Annotated in this window: 16 protein-coding genes; 3 read left to right on the forward strand and 13 right to left on the reverse strand. The window is 70.2% G+C overall.

All coding sequences use genetic code 11. The features are described 5' to 3' along the window. Positions 1-146: 146 nt before the first annotated feature. The 3 genes from DQW85_RS37690 to DQW85_RS37700 form a co-directional block, all read right to left on the reverse strand. Positions 147-473: a hypothetical protein gene (locus tag DQW85_RS37690; RefSeq protein ID WP_113704521.1), complete on the reverse strand. Its 327-nt coding sequence runs from the start codon at positions 471-473 to the stop codon at positions 147-149. Positions 474-834: 361 nt separating this feature from the next. Further along, complete coding sequence (glnA, locus tag DQW85_RS37695) at positions 835-2259, reverse strand: type I glutamate--ammonia ligase (protein ID WP_113704522.1); 1425 nt, start codon at positions 2257-2259, stop codon at positions 835-837. 92 nt (positions 2260-2351) lie between these two features. After that, positions 2352-3176: a hypothetical protein gene (locus DQW85_RS37700; protein WP_113704523.1), complete on the reverse strand. Its 825-nt coding sequence runs from the start codon at positions 3174-3176 to the stop codon at positions 2352-2354. A gap of 295 nt (positions 3177-3471) precedes the next feature. Between DQW85_RS37700 and DQW85_RS37705 the strand changes: the two genes are divergently transcribed. Further along, a complete protein-coding gene (locus DQW85_RS37705) occupies positions 3472-3933 on the forward strand; it encodes an RDD family protein (RefSeq protein ID WP_113704524.1) in 462 nt (153 codons plus the stop codon). Positions 3934-4010: 77 nt separating this feature from the next. Beyond that, positions 4011-8339 (forward strand): GH92 family glycosyl hydrolase, encoded by a 4329-nt coding sequence (locus tag DQW85_RS37710; RefSeq protein WP_113704525.1) that lies wholly within the window; start codon positions 4011-4013, stop codon positions 8337-8339. Between the two features lie 65 nt (positions 8340-8404). Here DQW85_RS37710 and DQW85_RS37715 read toward each other — a convergent pair whose 3' ends face one another. From DQW85_RS37715 to DQW85_RS37740, 6 genes are all read right to left on the reverse strand, one after another. Then, positions 8405-9190, reverse strand: coding sequence for a class I SAM-dependent methyltransferase (locus DQW85_RS37715; protein WP_240197688.1), 786 nt, complete (start codon positions 9188-9190; stop codon positions 8405-8407). 4 nt (positions 9191-9194) lie between these two features. Continuing rightward, the gene (locus DQW85_RS37720) at positions 9195-9875 is read right to left on the reverse strand and encodes a DUF4191 domain-containing protein (RefSeq protein ID WP_113704526.1); all 681 of its coding nucleotides are present in this window, start codon (positions 9873-9875) and stop codon (positions 9195-9197) included. Between the two features lie 103 nt (positions 9876-9978). Beyond that, complete coding sequence (lipA, locus tag DQW85_RS37725; protein ID WP_113704527.1) at positions 9979-10908, reverse strand: lipoyl synthase; 930 nt, start codon at positions 10906-10908, stop codon at positions 9979-9981. A gap of 90 nt (positions 10909-10998) precedes the next feature. Then, positions 10999-11691 carry a lipoyl(octanoyl) transferase LipB gene (gene lipB, locus DQW85_RS37730; protein WP_113704528.1) on the reverse strand — a complete coding sequence of 231 codons (693 nt, stop codon included), beginning with the start codon at positions 11689-11691 and terminating at the stop codon, positions 10999-11001. Positions 11692-11729: 38 nt separating this feature from the next. Further along, positions 11730-12467: a Type 1 glutamine amidotransferase-like domain-containing protein gene (locus tag DQW85_RS37735; protein ID WP_113704529.1), complete on the reverse strand. Its 738-nt coding sequence runs from the start codon at positions 12465-12467 to the stop codon at positions 11730-11732. A gap of 39 nt (positions 12468-12506) precedes the next feature. After that, positions 12507-13397, reverse strand: coding sequence for a TIGR01777 family oxidoreductase (locus tag DQW85_RS37740; RefSeq protein ID WP_113704530.1), 891 nt, complete (start codon positions 13395-13397; stop codon positions 12507-12509). A 211-nt stretch (positions 13398-13608) separates the two neighbouring features. Here DQW85_RS37740 and DQW85_RS45110 point away from each other — a divergent pair, with 211 nt between their 5' ends. Further along, positions 13609-13782 (forward strand): hypothetical protein, encoded by a 174-nt coding sequence (locus DQW85_RS45110; RefSeq protein ID WP_162795696.1) that lies wholly within the window; start codon positions 13609-13611, stop codon positions 13780-13782. 121 nt (positions 13783-13903) lie between these two features. Here DQW85_RS45110 and DQW85_RS37745 read toward each other — a convergent pair whose 3' ends face one another. From DQW85_RS37745 to DQW85_RS37760, 4 genes are all read right to left on the reverse strand, one after another. Continuing rightward, positions 13904-14527 (reverse strand): dihydrofolate reductase family protein, encoded by a 624-nt coding sequence (locus DQW85_RS37745; protein WP_205315704.1) that lies wholly within the window; start codon positions 14525-14527, stop codon positions 13904-13906. Beyond that, entirely contained in the window at positions 14524-15030 is a 507-nt protein-coding gene (locus tag DQW85_RS37750) for an SRPBCC family protein (RefSeq protein WP_113704531.1), read from the reverse strand. The genes DQW85_RS37745 and DQW85_RS37750 overlap by 4 nt, the downstream gene beginning before the upstream one ends. Beyond that, entirely contained in the window at positions 15030-15377 is a 348-nt protein-coding gene (locus tag DQW85_RS37755) for an ArsR/SmtB family transcription factor (RefSeq protein WP_113704532.1), read from the reverse strand. Before DQW85_RS37755 ends, DQW85_RS37750 begins: the two co-directional genes overlap by 1 nt. 901 nt (positions 15378-16278) lie before the next feature. Then, a partial coding sequence (locus DQW85_RS37760; RefSeq protein ID WP_205315705.1) for a 2-oxo acid dehydrogenase subunit E2 occupies positions 16279-17086 on the reverse strand: 808 nt, incomplete at its 5' end.

A 17086-nucleotide genomic window follows, 5' to 3' on the forward strand; every position in this document is an offset into this window, starting at 1 on the left:
ACCGCCCCCCCGACAGGGCGGTCCCGGCCACCGGTCCGACCCCGGTAGATCGTCTATCGCCGTTGCGCGGGTGGCATCTCAGGCAGGCGAATGGTCACGCAGCCCGGCCCCTGCTTCGAGACTGAGTCGTGGCATTCTGGAGGTTTTTACGGACGGCGCCCGTTGCCCATCGCCTCCTCGGCCACGGTCCTGACCCCGAGGACCAGCCCCGCGAGATACAGCACCGTCCCGAAGCCGAGCAGGAAGCCTTCCAGAGTGTTCCCGCTCTTGGTGGGCGGGGTGAAGAAGGCCGCGACACTGCATATCGTGGCGACTATGGCCCCGGCAAAGGCAAGGGACATCGTGACGCTCCGGTTGTTGAAGGCGACCAGGGCTCTGTCATTGGCAATGCCGAATATCGCCAGCAGTCCGGCGATACCGGCAATCGCTCCGGTCAAGGTCTTGGCCACATCGTCGAGCCGTCTGTCCAGCACATCATGATCTACCATTTACGGGCTCTCTGATCCTGCGATGTGGCGGCAGCGCGCATGACCCTACTGCGCGGAGCCCTTCGAGCACCGGTCCTGCTGGAACCCTGCGAGCACCAGCGCATAACCGCCGGGAATGCGAATGGTAACGAATCCCAGGTCGACCGCGGAACAATTCCATCGCGGCTGCCGACAAACAGTTCGCCAAATCCTGCGCCGCTCTGGACCTATGATGATGATGGTCCCGCAGCGGCCGGTAACCCCACCAGCACGGAAACGGCCCGGCATCGATCACGATGCCGGGCCGTGTGTTCCCGTTCTGTTCGGACTGACGTCGCTCAGATCGCCAGGCCGGAAGACCCTGCCGTCACACGTCGTAGTAGAGCTCGAACTCGTGCGGGTGCGGGCGCAGGCGGATCGGGTCGACCTCGTTCTCGCGCTTGTAGGCCACCCACGTCTCGATCAGGTCCGGCGTGAACACGCCGCCTTCGAGGAGGTAGTCGTGGTCGGCCTCCAGGGCGGTGAGGACCTCGGGCAGGGAGCCCGGGACCTGCGGGACCTGGCGGGCCTCCTCCGGCGGGAGCTCGTAGAGGTCCTTGTCGACCGGCTCCGGCGGCTCGATCTTGTTGCGGATGCCGTCGAGGCCGGCCATCAGCATGGCCGAGAACGCGAAGTACGGGTTGCACGACGGGTCGGGCACCCGGAACTCGATGCGCTTGGCCTTGGGGTTGGAGCCCGTGATCGGGATGCGCACGCAGGCGGACCGGTTGCGCTGGCTGTAGACCAGGTTGACCGGGGCCTCGTAGCCGGGCACCAGGCGGTGGTAGGAGTTGACCGTCGGGTTGGTGAAGGCCAGCAGCGACGGGGCGTGCCTGAGCAGGCCGCCGATGTAGTAGCGGGCCGTGTCGGACAGGCCCGCGTAGCCGACCTCGTCGTAGAAGAGCGGCGAGCCGTCCTTCCACAGCGACTGGTGGCAGTGCATGCCGGAGCCGTTGTCACCGAAGATCGGCTTGGGCATGAACGTGACCGTGTGGCCGAACTCCAGGGCCGTGCTCTTGATGATGTACTTGTAGAGCATCAGGTTGTCGGCCGTCTTGAGCAGCGTGCCGAACTTGAAGTCGATCTCTGCCTGGCCGGCCGTGCCCACCTCGTGGTGCTGCATCTCGACGTCGATGCCGCACTCGATGAGGTTGCGCACCATCTCGGAGCGCAGGTCGGTGAAGTGGTCCATCGGCGGCACCGGGAAGTAGCCGCCCTTGTAGCGCGGCTTGTAGCCGAGGTTGCCGCCCTCGGTGGCCTTGCCGGTGTTCCAGGCGCCCTCGATGGAGTCGATGTAGTAGTAGCCGGCGTTCTGCCTCGTCTCGAAGCGAACGTCGTCGAATATGTAGAACTCGGCCTCGGGGCCGAAGTAGACCGTGTCGGCGATGCCGGTGCCCTTGAGGTATTCCTCCGCCTTGCGCGCCACGTTGCGCGGGTCGCGGCTGTAGGCCTCACCCGTCAGCGGGTCGTGCACGAAGAAGTTGATGTTGAGGGTCTTGTGCTGGCGGAACGGGTCCACCACGGCGCTCGTCGGGTCGGGCAGCAGAAGCATGTCGGACTCGTGGATGGCCTGGAAGCCACGGATGGACGAGCCGTCGAACATGAGACCGTCGGTGAAGACGCTGCCGTTGAAGTTCTCGACCGGGAAGGTGAAGTGGTGAGTCGTCCCCGGCAGGTCGGTGAACCTGACATCGACGAACTGCACCCCTTCGTCACTGATGAACTTCAGGACGTCGTCGGCGGAGTTGAACACTCTCGAACCTCCCTGGGGACTGATATCAGACCGACGCTAAGTCGTGGCCGTTTCCGCTCGGTGTCCCGATTGTTTCGCACGTGTTAAGCGCGTCAGGTCCCCTCTGACCTGGAGCACCCTCCCTCGTCGTCCGGCTCGTCGTCCAGATCGTACGGATCCGACGGCGCGCCGGTGCCTCCCACCTTGTCGGGCGGGGAGTCGTCGTAGAGGGGATGGACGAAGGCGTCCTCCACGTCGCAGCGCACCGGTGTGCTGGTGTAACCCCAGTCCTTCACCCAGAGCGCCGGCCGGCCGTTCACGCGGTGCGCCAGCACGGTCCCCGTGGCGTGGAGGACCACCCGGATCGTCGTGCCCGGCTGGCCGGGCCGGTGCACGGCGTACACGATCAGGTGGTTGAGCCTGATCTTGACGCCGGGGGCGCCGTCCTGCCTGGCCGCGGCGACGGTCGCCGTGCCGTCGACCTTGATGACGGGGGTGGAGAGCTCGGCCGTCCTGGGGGCGAAGCTGGCCACCCACCTTCGGGTGTCGAAGCCGTCCCCCCTGGTGTCCAGGTGCTCGCGGAACCACGGGCGCTGCGAGCGGTCGAGCGCCCTGACGAAGGCGTCGGGCCGGCCGCCCATGAGGGTCCGGCGGTCCAGGTGAGCTGCCGCCAGCAGCTCGCGAGTCCGATCCAGCGCCCTGGCCACGTCCTTCTCCGGCAGGCCTCCCAGCGCCCTCGCCCGCGGCATCACGAAGCCGGCCGCGCCGTCGGCGTACCGCTCCGCGGGCGATCCGACGAACGGGCCGGCGGGCCTGCCTCCTGCGGTCACCGGCAGCGTCTCCTCGGGCACCGGGCCGGCCTGCGGGGCGGGCATGGACAGCAGGTCGGGGCGTAAGGCCACGACCAGCAGGCCCGCGCAGACCACCGCGATCACCACGGCGGCGGAGCGCAGTCCCCTCCCCAGCCGTCGGGGCTGTCCGGGCTGTCCGGGCTGTCTGGGTGGCCTGGGTGATCTGGATGGTCTGGGCGGCCGTGCCCCCTTGCCGGCCGCCGTCCGCATCCGGCGCCGTTCGCCGGCGCCGATCTGTGAGACGAGCTCGTTGAAGCGCGCGTCAAGGTCATCCCCGTCTGGCATGCGGACCATGATGACCTTGATACGACGCGGTTGGGTCACGAAGGCGCGGCCTGGGCCGTGAGCCGGACCGCTCTTCCCCCCGGATACCGTGGAGGGCATGAGCAGCAACGAGCCGCGCTGGACGCAGACCTGGCTGGGCGGCATGAGGGCGGCCGGGGTCGACCTCGGCTATCCGGGGGAGCGGCTGGGCCTGCCCGAGGAGGGCAGCGGATCGATCGCCGGGTGGGGCCGGCGGATCGCCGCGCTGGTCATCGACTGGACGATCTGCACCTGGGCCGTCACGCGGCTGCTGCTCGGCATCGACCCCGCCGTGTCGCCGTGGGTGCCCGCGGTCGTGTTCGCGGCGCAGTATCTCGTGCTGGTGGCGCTCATGGGCCAGACGTTCGGGCACCGGCTGGCCGGCGTCAGGGTGGCCGCGATGGACGGGGGCGACCCTCGGCTGCTGCCCGTGCTGGTGCGCACCGTGCTGCTCGCCCTGGCCGTCCCGGCGCTCATCTTCGACCGCGACCACCGCGGCCTGCACGAGCGGGTGTCCAACACCATGGTCGTGCGGATGTGATGAAGCCGTAGCCGCACGCCTCGTTGACAACGTTGTCGTACCGGGATCTTCTGTTGACAACGTTGTCAGGAGGCGTCATGCGCAGATCTCAAGCGGTCGTGGCGGTCGCCGCCGCCGTACTCGGACTCCTCGGCTTATCCGGCGTGGCGGTCGCTGATCCGCCACCGCCCGGAGCGGTGGCGACGGACCCGCCACCGTCACCCCTTCCGTCGGACGCGCCGTCCGCGGCGCCCACGCAGCCCGCGCCGATCGAGGAGGTGACCCCTCCGCCGGGCGCCCGCCGCACCACCCCCAGAACCGATACGGCCCCGCCGGGCGCGCTGTTCCACTCCTCCTTCGAGATCGGTGACCCCCAGCCCGCCTGGCTCAACACCGTCGAGGACGGCAAGCAGGCCGAGGGCGTCACCGGCAGCACGACGGGCGGCATCCCCGGCAGCATCACCGACGAGGTCGTCGACGTCGCCGCCAGCGGCGAGCACGCGGCCGCTGGCGAGGTCAAGGAGAACCTGCTCGACGGCGACGTCAACACCAAGTGGCTGGTGTTCGCAGGCACCGGCTGGGTGTCGGTGAAGCTCGCCAAGCCCATCAAGGTCGTCAGGTACGCCCTGGCCTCGGCCAACGACGCGCCCGAGCGCGACCCGCGCGACTGGACCCTGGAAGGCTCCGCCGACGGGCAGAGCTGGACCGCCGTGGACACGCGGGCCGGCCAGACGTTCGACGGCAGGCTGAAGACCCGCGAGTTCGAGGTGGCCACCCCCGCGCCCTACCTGCACTACCGGCTGAACGTCACCAGGAACGGCTCCGGCGGCATCGTCCAGCTCGCCGAGCTGCAGCTCAGCGACGGCGATAGCACGCCGAAGCCGCCCACGGCCATGCGCAGCCTGATCGGCCCCGGCCCCGCCAGCGGCTACACGGCCAAGCCGCGCGCCGGGTTCACCGGGGTGAAGGCGCTGCGCTACTCCGGCAGCACGACCACCGACCGGGGCGGGCACTCAACGAACAAGGTGTTCGAGACCGACATCGAGGTCACCGGCGAGACCGAGCTGTCGTACCTGGTGTTCCCGGAGTTCACCGGGGCCTCGCTGAGCTACCCCAGCACGTACGCGAGCGTGGACCTGGCCTTCTCGGACGGCACCTACCTCAGCGACCTCCGGCCCGGGGACCAGCACGGCATCACCCTGCGGGCCAGGGCGCAGGGCGAGTCCAAGACCCTCTACGCCGACCAGTGGAACCTCAAGCGCGCCCGCCTCGGCGACGTCGCCAGGGGCAAGCGGATCAAGCGCGTCCTCGTCGCGTTCGACGCGCCCGCCGGGCCGCTGCCCTTCAAGGGCTGGGTGGACGACATCACGATCGCCAACACAACGCCCGCCGAGGTCACCAGCCTGGCCGACCACGTCGTGACCACCCGGGGCACCCACTCGACCGGCGGCTTCTCGCGGGGCAACAACTTCCCGGCCACCGCCGTGCCGCACGGCTTCAACTTCTGGACGCCGGTCACCGGCTCGGGCTCCAACTCCTGGCTGTACGAGTACCACCGCAACGGCAACCCGGACAACGTGCCCACCCTCCAGGCGTTCGCCGCCAGCCACCAGCCCAGCCCGTGGATGGGCGACCGGCAGTCGTTCCAGGTCATGCCCTCCCTGCTGCAGCGGCCGAACCCGGACCGGGTCGCCCGGGCCACCCCGTTCCTGCACTCGGGCGAGACGGCCAGGCCGTACTACTACGGGGTCGACCTGCTCAACGGCATCCGTACCGAGATCGCGCCCGCCGACCACGCGGCGATCTTCCGGTTCACGTTCCCCGGCGACGGCGGCAGCCTGATCTTCGACAACTACAACGACAGCGGCGGCCTCACCGTCGACGGCGGCGTGGTGACCGGCTACACCGACGCGCGCAGCGGCCTGTCGGCGGGCTCCACCCGCATGTTCGTCTACGCCGTCTTCGACCGGCCGCCCACGGCCGGTGGCAAGCTGACCGGCGCGGGCCGGGACAACGTGACCGGGTACGTGGCCTTCGGCGCCAAGCAGGTCACGATGCGCATCGCCACCTCGTTCATCAGCGTCGAGCAGGCCAGGCGCAACCTGGAGCTGGAGGACGGCACGTTCGACGAGGTCCGGGCACGGGCGGAGAAGGCGTGGGAGGACCGGCTCGGCGTCGTCGAGGTCGAGGGCGCGAGCCGCGACCAGCTCACCACGCTCTACTCCAGCCTCTACCGGCTGTTCCTCTATCCGAACTCGGGCTTCGAGAACACCGGCACCGCCGCGAGCCCCGCCTACCGGTACGCCAGCCCCGTCTCGCCGAGGACCGGGCCGGACACGCCCACCCGGACCGGGTCGAGGATCGTGGACGGCAAGATCTACGTGAACAACGGGTTCTGGGACACCTACCGCACCACCTGGCCGGCCTACTCGCTGCTGTCGCCGCGGGCGGGAGAGCTGGTGGACGGGTTCGTCCAGCAGTACCGCGACGGCGGCTGGATCGCCCGGTGGTCCTCGCCGGGCTATGCCGACCTCATGGTGGGCACCAGCTCCGACGTGGCGTTCGCAGACGCCTACGCCAAGGGCGTGCGCGGCTTCGACGCCAGGTCCGCGTACGCGGCGGCGCTGAAGAACGCCACGGTCGTGCCGCCGACCCCGGCCGTCGGCCGCAAGGGCCTGCAGACCTCGATCTTCCGCGGCTACACCGCGCTGGACGAGGTGGGCGAGGGGATGTCGTGGGCCCTGGACGGCTACATCAACGACCACGGCGTCGCCAACATGGCGAATGCCCTGGCCGCCGAGGCCACGGGGGCGGAGAGGGCCAGATACCTGGAGGAGGCCGAGTACTTCCGCAACCGGGCGCTCAACTACGTGAACATGTTCGACCCGGCCGTCGGCTTCTTCCAGGGCCGCGACTCCAGGGGCAGGTGGCGCCACCCCAAGAGCACCTACGACCCTCGCGTCTGGGGCTACGACTACACCGAGACCAACGGCTGGAACATGGCCTTCCATGCCCCCCACGACGGCGCGGGCCTGGCCGCCCTCTACGGCGGCAGGGCGGGCCTGGCCAGGAAACTGGACGACTTCTTCGCCACCCAGGAGACCGCCACCTTCCCCGGCTCCTACGGCGGCGTCATCCACGAGATGCGCGAGGCCAGGGACGTGCGCATGGGCCAGTACGGCCACAGCAACCAGCCCTCGCACCACATCCCCTACATGTACGACCATGCCGGGCAGGCGTGGAAGACGCAGGCCAAGGTCAGGGAGGTCCTCTCACGCCTGTACCTGGGCAGCGAGATCGGGCAGGGCTACCCGGGCGACGAGGACAACGGCGAGATGTCGGCCTGGTACGTCTTCAGCGCCCTCGGCTTCTACCCGCTGCAGGTCGGCAGCCAGGACTACGCCGTCGGTTCGCCGCTGTTCACCAAGGCGACCGTGCACCTGCCCGGCGGCGGTGACCTGGTCGTCAGGGCTCCGGGCAACAGCGCGAAGAACGTCTACGTGCAGGGCCTGAAGGTCAACGGCAGGCCGTGGGCCTCGACGTCGCTGCCGCACGACGTGCTGGCGGCGGGCGCCGTACTGGACTTCGAGATGGGGCCCGAACCGTCCGCGTGGGGTGAGCCGCCGGCGTCGATCACCCCTGACGGTGAGACGCCCCGGCCGCTGCGCGACATCCCGGTCACCGGGGGACCGGCCGCCCTGTCGGACGACACGTCGGCCACCACCACCCCCATTTCCGGAAATATCACGCTCAAGGCGGGAACGCGGGAGAAGGTGACCTTCTACACCCTCACGTCGGCGGCGGCGAACGCCCCCGCGTCGTGGAAGCTGGAGGGCTCACACGACGGCACGGCATGGACGGTGATCGACCAGCGGGCTGGGCAGACGTTCGCCTGGGCGAGGCAGACCCGGCCGTTCAAGATCGCCCAGCCGGGCCGTTACGCCCACTACCGGCTCACCGCCTCCGGCTCCCTGGCCGAGCTCGAACTCCTCGCCGCCCCCGACCCCACCTGCACGCGCACGGTCGACGTCACCCACCAGGGCCCCCTCACGGTCGGCTCAGGCGTCACGTGCCTGGCGGCGGGCGCGACCGTGACAGGACCCGTCGTGGTACGGAAGGGCGCCTCGCTCGTGGCGCCGGCCGCGGTCACGATCGGCGGTCCGGTCACCGCGGCGGGCGCCGAGCGGGTGGTGCTGGTGGACGCCTCCGTGGGCGGTCCCGTCACCGCGACCGGCGTCGCGGAGGTGTCCGTGGAGAACTCCAGGATCGGCGGGCCGGTCGCGTTCGTCCGCAACCAGGGACCGGTGATCAGCGCCAGCACGCTGAAGGGGCCGCTCGCCTGCACGGCGAACGACCCGCCGCCCCTCGACAACGGCCTGGCCAACACGGTCGGCGGCCCGTCGGCCGGGCAGTGCGCCCGGCTGTAGCGGGAGGCGTCAGGCGTACCGGGTCCGGCTCGGGACCCGGTGCGCAGCGCGCCGCCGGACCGCCGCTACGGCCGGAGGGTGGTGAAGATGGCGGTGCCGGGGAGGTGCCTGCCGCGCAGCGGGCTCCAGCCTCCCCACACCCTGTCGTGCCCCTCCGGCCACTCCGGCTCCAGCAGGCCCGCGACGGCGAGGCCGGAGGCGACGATCAGGCTCACCCAGTCGCCCATCGTGCGGTGGTGCTCGACGTACGCCGGTGTGCCGTCCTCGTCGTGCTCGACGTAGGGGGAGCGGTCGAAGTAGGAGCGGTCGCAAGTCAGCCCGCGCGGTCCGGGGTCGTCGGGGAACGCCCAGCGGATCGGATGGCTGACGGAGAAGACGAACGCGCCGCCCGGCCTGAGCACCCGGCGCACCTCGCGGAACACCGCGAGCGGGTCGGCCACGAACGGCAGAGCCCCGAACGCCGAGCAGGCCAGGTCGAAGCTGGAGCCGGCGAACGGCAGCGCCTCGGCGTCGGCCTGCACCACCGGCACGCGCAGGCCGGTGGCCTCGTCGATGCGCCGGGAGTGGCGCAGCTGGCGGTGCGACAGGTCGAACGCGGCCACCTCGGCGCCCCGCGTCATCAGCCACCGCGCGCACTGCGCGGCGCCGCAGCCCACCTCCAGCACCCGCCGCCCGCGCACCTCGCCCAGCAGGCGCGCCTCGGCCTCGTCCACGCCCTCCGGGCACCACACGAAACCGGTGTCGCGCAGGAACTCGCCGTGCTCGACCTGGTAGTCGTCGGCGTTGCCGTCCCACCAGCCGCGGTTGGCCCGCGACGAGACCGACGGCACCAGCGCGTCACGGGGCCGCACGGCGCTAGCGCATCTTGGGGCCGCGCGGCATGCGGGCGCCCTTCGGGATCGGGCCCTTGGGCATCGGGACGTTCTTCGGCAGCGACCGCAGGCGGTCCTTCACCTCGTTGACCGCGGGCTTCTTCAGGTTGCGCGGCAGCTTCATGACGTGCCGCTGCAGCTTGGCCAGCGGCACCTGCCCCTCGCCGTCACCGCACTGGATGTCGTAGATCTCGACGCCCAGCACCACTCGCGCTACCCGCTTCTTCTCGGCGGCCAGCATCTTCGCGACCCGGCTGCCCGGCCCCTCGGACACCAGCACGACGCCCGGGTGGCCGATCACCAGGTGGATCAGGTCCTGGTCGCGGTTGACCGCGATGGCCGGGGTGACCTGCCAGTTGCCCCGCATGCCCTGCAGCACCGCGGCGCCCGCGCCGGTCTGGCCGTGCAGGATCGAATACTGGGCGCGCTGCGCGAGCTGCCCGAACACCACCAGGCCCACGGTGATCGCCGCGAGGACGCCGAGGAACAACGAATACCACAGGTAGCCCGTGACCAGGCCGATCACGACGACCACAGCCAGCGTGCCGACCGCCGACAGGAAGACGATCGGCATCCCCTTGGGGTTCGCCTGCTTGATGACCTGCGCGATCATGCGGAGCTGCTTGATGCGCCCCGGCTTCTCTGGATCCACGGACTTCGCCATGCTCTGAAGGATACAAAGCAACGGGTGACGAAAGGAAAACGTTACCTGCGGTGACAGGCGGCGGTGGTGGCCGTCGGCTGACCGGCCGCCGGCACGCGGCCGGTCAGGCCGACTGGCGGGCCTCGATGGCCTGCTGGTAGAGCCTGCCCGCCCGGTAGGAGGAGCGGACCAGCGGACCGGACAGCACCCCGGCGAAGCCGATCGCCTCGGCCTCCGCCTGCAGCTCCACGAACTCCTCGGGCTTGACCCAGCGCTCCACCGGGTGGTGGCGCGGCGTGGGCCGGAGGTACTGGGTGATCGTCAGCAGGTCGGTGCCGGCGGCGTGCAGGTCGCGCATCGCCTCGACGATCTCCTCGCGGGTCTCGCCCATGCCCAGGATCAGGTTGGACTTGGTGACCAGGCCGGCCTCGCGGGCCGTCGTGATCACGGCCAGCGAGCGGTCGTAGCGGAACGCCGGCCGGATGCGCTTGAAGATGCGCGGCACCGTCTCGACATTGTGCGCGAACACCTCAGGCTTGGCGGAGAAGACCTCCTGAAGCTGCTCACGGTCGCCGTTGAAGTCGGGCACCAGCAGCTCGACCCCGCAGCCGGGCAGCAGCGCGTGGATCTGCCGCGCGGTCTCGGCGTAGAGCCAGGCGCCGCCGTCGGGCAGGTCGTCGCGCGCGACGCCGGTCACCGTGGCGTAGCGCAGGCCCATCTGCTGGACCGACTCGGCCACGCGGCGCGGCTCGTCCTTGTCGTACTCCTTGGGCTTGCCCGTGTCGATCTGGCAGAAGTCGCACCGCCGCGTGCACTGGTCGCCGCCGATGAGGAACGTCGCCTCTCGGTCCTCCCAGCACTCGTAGATATTGGGGCAGCCGGCCTCCTCACAGACCGTGTGCAGGCCCTCGCGGCGCACGAGCGACTTGAGCTCGGTGTATTCGGGGCCCGTCCTCAGCTTGGTCTTGATCCACGGGGGCTTGCGCTCAATGGGGGTCTCGGCGTTGCGCACCTCCAGGCGGAGGAGCTTTCGGCCTTCAGGTGCAACGGTCACGGACCCAGCTTACGTCTCCCGCCGAGCCGGAACGCGCGAGGGGCGCCCGGCGCGGACGGGGGCTGAGGTCGCCGTCACCCGCGCGCGGTCTCAGGCGCGCAGCAGGTCTTCCTCGTGCAGGTCGAACGGTTCCAGGCCGAGCGCCTCCGCCAGCCGCTTCTCCGCGATCGGCAGGACCTCCTCGACCACGATCCGCCTGCCCGTCTCGGCCGACAGCGTCGAGACGCCCACGTCGGGGATGCCGCACGGCACGATCCGGTTGAACCAGCGAGGATCGTTGGCGCAGTTGAGCGCGAGCCCGTGCATGGTCACCCCGCGCGAGACCCGGATCCCCACCGCGCCCAGCAGCCGGTCGGGCAGCCCGAGGCTCGCGTCGCCCGCCGCCCACACGCCGCCGCGCCCGGTCACGCGCCGGGCCGTGACGCCGAAGTCGGCGCAGATCTGGATCATCGCGTCCTCGAGGCGGCACACGTAGCGCGTCACGTCGCCGACCGCGACGATCGGGTAGGCCACGAGCTGGCCAGGACCGTGCCAGGTGACGCGTCCGCCCCGGTCGACGTCGATCACCGGGGTGCCGTCGGAGGGGCGCTCATGGGGAGCGGTGCGGCTGCCCGCCGTGTAGACCGGCGCGTGCTCCAGCATGAGGACCGTGTCGGTCAGCTCACCGCCGACCCGTTTGCCGTGCACCCGGCGCTGCAACGCCCAAGCCTGCTCGTAGGGGACGTCGACACCGAGGCGGACGATGGCTAGTGCGTGGGGATCGACCCCGTGCTTGGGGCGCATGGGACCATTGTGCCGTTCCGTCACCCATGAAGGGTAATTCAGGAGGTCAGCAGCCGAGGCTCGATCCTGAACTCCTTCACGCCGCCGGTGCCGTCGTGCTCCAGCCGGTAGGCGTACGAGCCGGGCTCGGTCGTCACCGCCTGGATGAACTCGGCGCCCACGTAGTGCAGCCCGACGCCCTCGTCGGCGGCGTAGCCGTCGGGCAGCTCGCCGCTCGCGACCGACTGCTGCAGCAGCGGGCGGCGCTGCGGCTCGGCGTTGTAGTGCACCCCGCAGGAGTAGGGCAGCAGCGCCAGCCCGTCGGCCCACACCCGCAGCTCGGGGCCGAAGGAGTCGGTGTTGCCGCCGACGTGCCAGCACAGCGCCCCCGCGCTCTGCCCCGACAGCACCACCCCTGACCGCCACGCCTCCTCGAACGCCTCGTCCAGGCCGTGCAGCCGCCAGAGCGCCATCAGGTTGGCCACGCTGCCGCCGGAGACGTAGATCATGTCCTGCTCCAGGATCCATGCCCGAGGGTCAGGCACGTTCGGCATGGGGAACACGGTCAGGTGGCTCACCTCGACGTCCCACCCGGCGAACGCCCCGTACATCTTGAGCAGCCACTCTGAGCTGTCACCGACCGCGGTGGCGACCAGGCCGAGCTTGGGCCGGTCCTGGCCGGTCAGGTCGAGGCCGTAGCGCAGCAGGGGGCTCGCCTCGACGAACCCGTATCGGTCGGTCGGCCGGAACGAACCGCCGCCGATGGCAAGGATGTGCGACTGCCCGGACCTCGTCATGTCGGTGTCTCCCGCGTCTGCTCTACGACGGACAGCACCCTAGAGTACGGCCCGTAGCGCCTCGTCGAGACCGCTATGGGCGAAGCCGTACCCGCTGTCCTGCAGCTTTCGCGGCACGATCCGGTGGCCGTGCAGCAGCGCCTCCCGGGCGAACTCGCCGAGCCCCGCACTCAGCGCGAACGCCGGGACCGGCATCGGCAGCGTGCCCTTCCGCAGCGCCCTGCCGAGGGACCTGGTGAACTCGGCGTTGGTGACGGGGGAGGGGGAGGTGAGGTTCACCGGCCCGGACAGCTCCGGACGCTCCAGCACGTGCAGGGTCGCGCCCACCCAGTCGTCCTCCGAGATCCACGACCAATACTGCTTCCCGGAGCCCAGCGGCGCGCCCAGCCCGACCCTGAAGACGGGCAGCATCCGCCCGAGCGCCCCTCCCCGGCCGCTCAGCACCAGCCCGGTCCGCAACCGCACGGTCCTGACGCCCAGTTCCTCCGCCTCCCGGGCCTCGCCCTCCCACCGCTCGCACAGGTCCGCCAGGAACCCCTCGCCCTTCCCGGCCTGCTCGTCGACGACCCGATCCCCGGTGTCGCCGTAGAAGTCCACGCCGGAGGCCGACACCAGCACCTCGGGCGGCCTCGACAGCTCCCGCAACGCGCCCACCAGCGTCCGCGTGCCCTCCACCCGGCTCCGCACGAGCTCCCGCTTGTAGGCGGCGTTCCAGCGCTGCCCGGCGATGGGCGCCCCGGCCAGGTGCACCACGCCCCGGACCCCCTCGATCGCCGCCGGGTCCAGCCCGCCTCCGGACGGCTCCCACACCCTCTCGTCGGGCCCCCGCGGCTCCCGCCGTACCAGCGTCACCACCCGCTCACCACGCCCGCGCAACTCGCGCACCAGCGCCCCACCCAGCAACCCGGACGCCCCCGTCACAACGATCATCCCGGCCCCTTTCCCGTTTTCTCCGCATCCATCATCTACGGCACAGCTGCTGGCCGCGATCGCGTTCAAGTGCAACAACACCGCTTACCGGCCGGTGATGGACGCCCTGGACTGGACCTGCTGCAGCGCTACGCCGACATCCCGAACACCACCCGCCACTACGACGCAACGGAGAACGTCCCCCATCCAAGGGGTAGTACCGGACGGCTGGTTGGAAGCGGTCGTCGACGCCGACGGCACCATCGAGCGGGCCTCCTACGAGCTGTGCGTGATCGTGTCGCTGAAGGACGCGCTGCGCCGCCGCGAGATCTACGTCCCCGGGGCCGGGCCATTTTCGCGGAGAACTACGCGGCATAACGTCGCCGAATACGGCGAGCCCGCGTAGTCACGGGGAAGCTACCTGGCGGCTGGGACAGGTTCGGGAGCGGGGAGGGCCCTGACGCTCAGCGCATCGAGGGTCTCATCGCGCTGCTGACCTCGGCGGGGGAGCGCTGAGGTCGAGACAGTTACCGCTTCCGGACTGCGTAGGTCAGGTGGGTCACTCGCTGCGTCGGCTCCGCGCGGACCTGCTCCAGGGCCACGCGGCCCGCGTCCACGCCCTCGAACAGGCGGATTCCGGAGCCGAACAGCACGGGTGACAGCGCGATCGAGAACTCGTCGACCAGGCTGGCGTTCACGTACTCCAGGATCGTCGCGCCGCCGCCCGCGATGCGGACGGCGCGGTCGCCAGCGGCCTCGCGGGCCAGGTCGAGCGCGGTCTCGATGCCGTCGTTGACGAAGTGGAAGGTGGTCCCACCCGGCCGCTCCCAGGGGTCACGCTTCTCGTGCGTCACGACGAACACCGGCGTGTGGAACGGCGCCTCCTCCGGCCACATCTGCTCGCCGGCGTCGAACATGCGCTTGCCCATCACGCTCGCGCCGGTGCGCTCGAACGTCTCCCGCACGATGTCGTTGTCGCGCCCTTCCTCGCCGCCCTCGCCGAGCTTCAGGTTCTCCCGGAAGAACCGCTGTGGGAAGATCCACCGCTGCAGTTCCATCCACTGCCGCCCCATCAAATCTCCGAGGGACTCGGGTGCGATGAAACCGTCCAGCGACATCGACACGCTGAAGAACACCTTCCCGGCCATCATCCCTCAGCTCCCTTCCGAACGATCTCGGTGACGTAGGCAGCCAGGTTGCTCAGGGTCTGCTGTCCGCCCTCGATCGCGTGGTATTTCTCGACCGCTTCGTCGCGCAGCTCCTTGGTGGCGAACACCGTGCGCATCTCGATCCGGGTCGCCGCCCCGTCGGGCGCGAACACGAGGACCGACTCGAAGGAGTTCGGGTCGCCGCGGTATTCGCCGTGCAGCAGCGCGATCCCCTCCGGCGGGACGATCTCGGTCCAGGTGATCCACTCCTGGTAGTCCGTCCCGTCCGGCCCGTGCATCACGAAGTCCCACTCCCCGCCGACGTGGAACTCGAAGGACCGCGTGGTGGTGGTGAACCCCTCTGGCCCCCACCACCGCGACAGGTGCCGCACCTCGGTGAACGCCTCGAACACCAGCTCCCGTGGGGCGTCGATGACCCGGGAGATCATAATCTCGCGGTCGGCCGTCGCGGACTGCGCCGGCGCTCCTTGTCCCGTCTCGCTCATCAGTTACTTCCTTCCTGACTTGCCTGCTTGAGGTCCTGCACGTAGGCGTCCAGCCGGTCGAAGCTCTCGTTCCAGAACCGCTCGAACCCGCCGGTCCACTCGTGGACCGGTCGCAGCCCGCGGGCGTCCAGGCCATACAGGCGCTGCTTGCCCGCCTTACGGTCCCGCACCAGCCCGACCTCCCGGAGCACCCGCAAGTGCTTGGACGCCCGCGGCTGGGTCATCCCCAGCTCCTGGGCCAACTCGGTCACCGGCCGCTCACCCGCCCGCAGCAGTACCAGGATCTCCCGGCGCTGCGGCTCGGCGATCGCGTTGAAGACGTCCGACGTCGTCGCTGCTCGTGCCATGGCCGCTATCATATGCCGATATCGGCATACGTCAATCCAGAGGAATCAGGCGGGTCTTGTCAGATGACGATCGTGACCCTTGTCAGCGTCCACGCCGCGATCAGCTTCTCCGGCTCCCACTCCCGAAGCACCCGAACCCGATCATGAACCGCAATCATGATCTCTCACCCCGCTACTTGGCGGCTGGGGGCATGTTCGGGAGCGGAGGGTCGTTTCGGGGCCAATCTGCGGGGGACCCACCTCCCAAGATCACAAAACGGGGCAGGAGGGGGAACAGTACGGGCAGGAGGCAAGCCCTTCCCATTGGCCATCCACGGTATGCCCCGTTTTGAGATCTTGGCCCCAAAGACCTCAAGTCCCGTCTGCCATCGCCCAGGGGAGCCGAGCAAACCGGCTTCAGGAGGTCAAGGCCGCACGTATGTGATCAGCCTGAGGATCAAGAACGAGGCGGCCTTGACCCCCTGCAACCGGCCCGCTCCCCAGGGAGACGCCCGCTGACCGCCGGGTGGCGGGCCGCCGCAACGCCGCCCAGCCGGCCGTCTGGGCGGTCATACGGCTCACCATCGCCGAGGTGATGGGGGAGTGGGGTGCGGCGCGACCCCGCGTTTCTGGGGTGGGGCCTACGCGAGCTCAGGTGGCGGGCCGACGCGGGTCTTGGAGGCCGTGGCGACGGGGGTCTGGAGGCGGTGGTGACGGGGGTCTGGAGGGCGGTGGTGACGGAGTCTGCCACGGCGCCCGGCCCTGTGCGGGGTCAGCGGGCGTCTTCCTGGAGCCCCCGGCCACGTGCGGTGGGTGGCGGCCTACTCGGCTGTGCCGTAAGGAAGAGCCGTACAGGAAGAGCCGTACAGGAAGAGGGGAAGAACGGCTCCCGGTGCCCTGGGCGGGCACCGGGAGGGGTGGGTCAGGCCAGGCCGAGCTGGGCCTCGAAGCGGCCCTCTTCGAGGCGGCGCTTGACCGTCGTCAGGAAGCGGGCGGCGTCGGCCCCGTCGACCAGGCGGTGGTCGTAGGTGAGCGCCAGGTAGACCATCGAGCGGACCGCGATGACCTCACCCTCGGCGGTGTCGATCACCACAGGACGCTTGACGACGGCGCCGGTGCCGAGCATGCCGACCTGCGGCTGGTTGAGGATCGGCGTGTCGAACAGGGCGCCGCGGCTGCCGGTGTTGGTCAGCGTGAAGGTGCCGCCGGTGATCTCGTCGGGCGTCACCTTGTTGGCGCGGGTGCGCTCGGCGAGGTCGGCGGTCTTGCGGGCCAGCCCGGCGAGGTTGAGGTCGCCGGCGTTCTTGATGACGGCGGCGATCAGCCCGCGCTCGGTGTCGACGGCGATGCCCAGGTGCTCGACGTCGAAGTAGGTGACCTCCATGGTCTCGTTGTTGATCGTCGCGTTGAGCTTGGGGTGCTGCTTGAGCGCCTCGATCGCGGCCATCTCGAAGAACGGCATGAACGACAGCTTGACGCCCTCGCGGCGCAGGAACTCGGCCTTCGCCCGATCGCGCAGCCGCGCGATCTTGGTGACGTCGACCTCGACGACCGTGGTGAGCTGGGCCGCGGTCTGCAGCGACTCGACCAGCCGCTTGGACATGGTCTGCCGCAGGCGCGACATCTTCTCGGTGCGTCCGCGGAGTGTGGTGTCGACCTCGACCGCCTCGGGCGCGACGGCGACCGGAGCCTGGGGCGCTGCGGCGGGCGCGGCCGGAACGGCCGCGGCG

Source organism: Nonomuraea lactucae, assembly GCF_003313395.1.
GTDB classification, from domain to species: Bacteria; Actinomycetota; Actinomycetes; order Streptosporangiales; family Streptosporangiaceae; genus Nonomuraea; species Nonomuraea lactucae.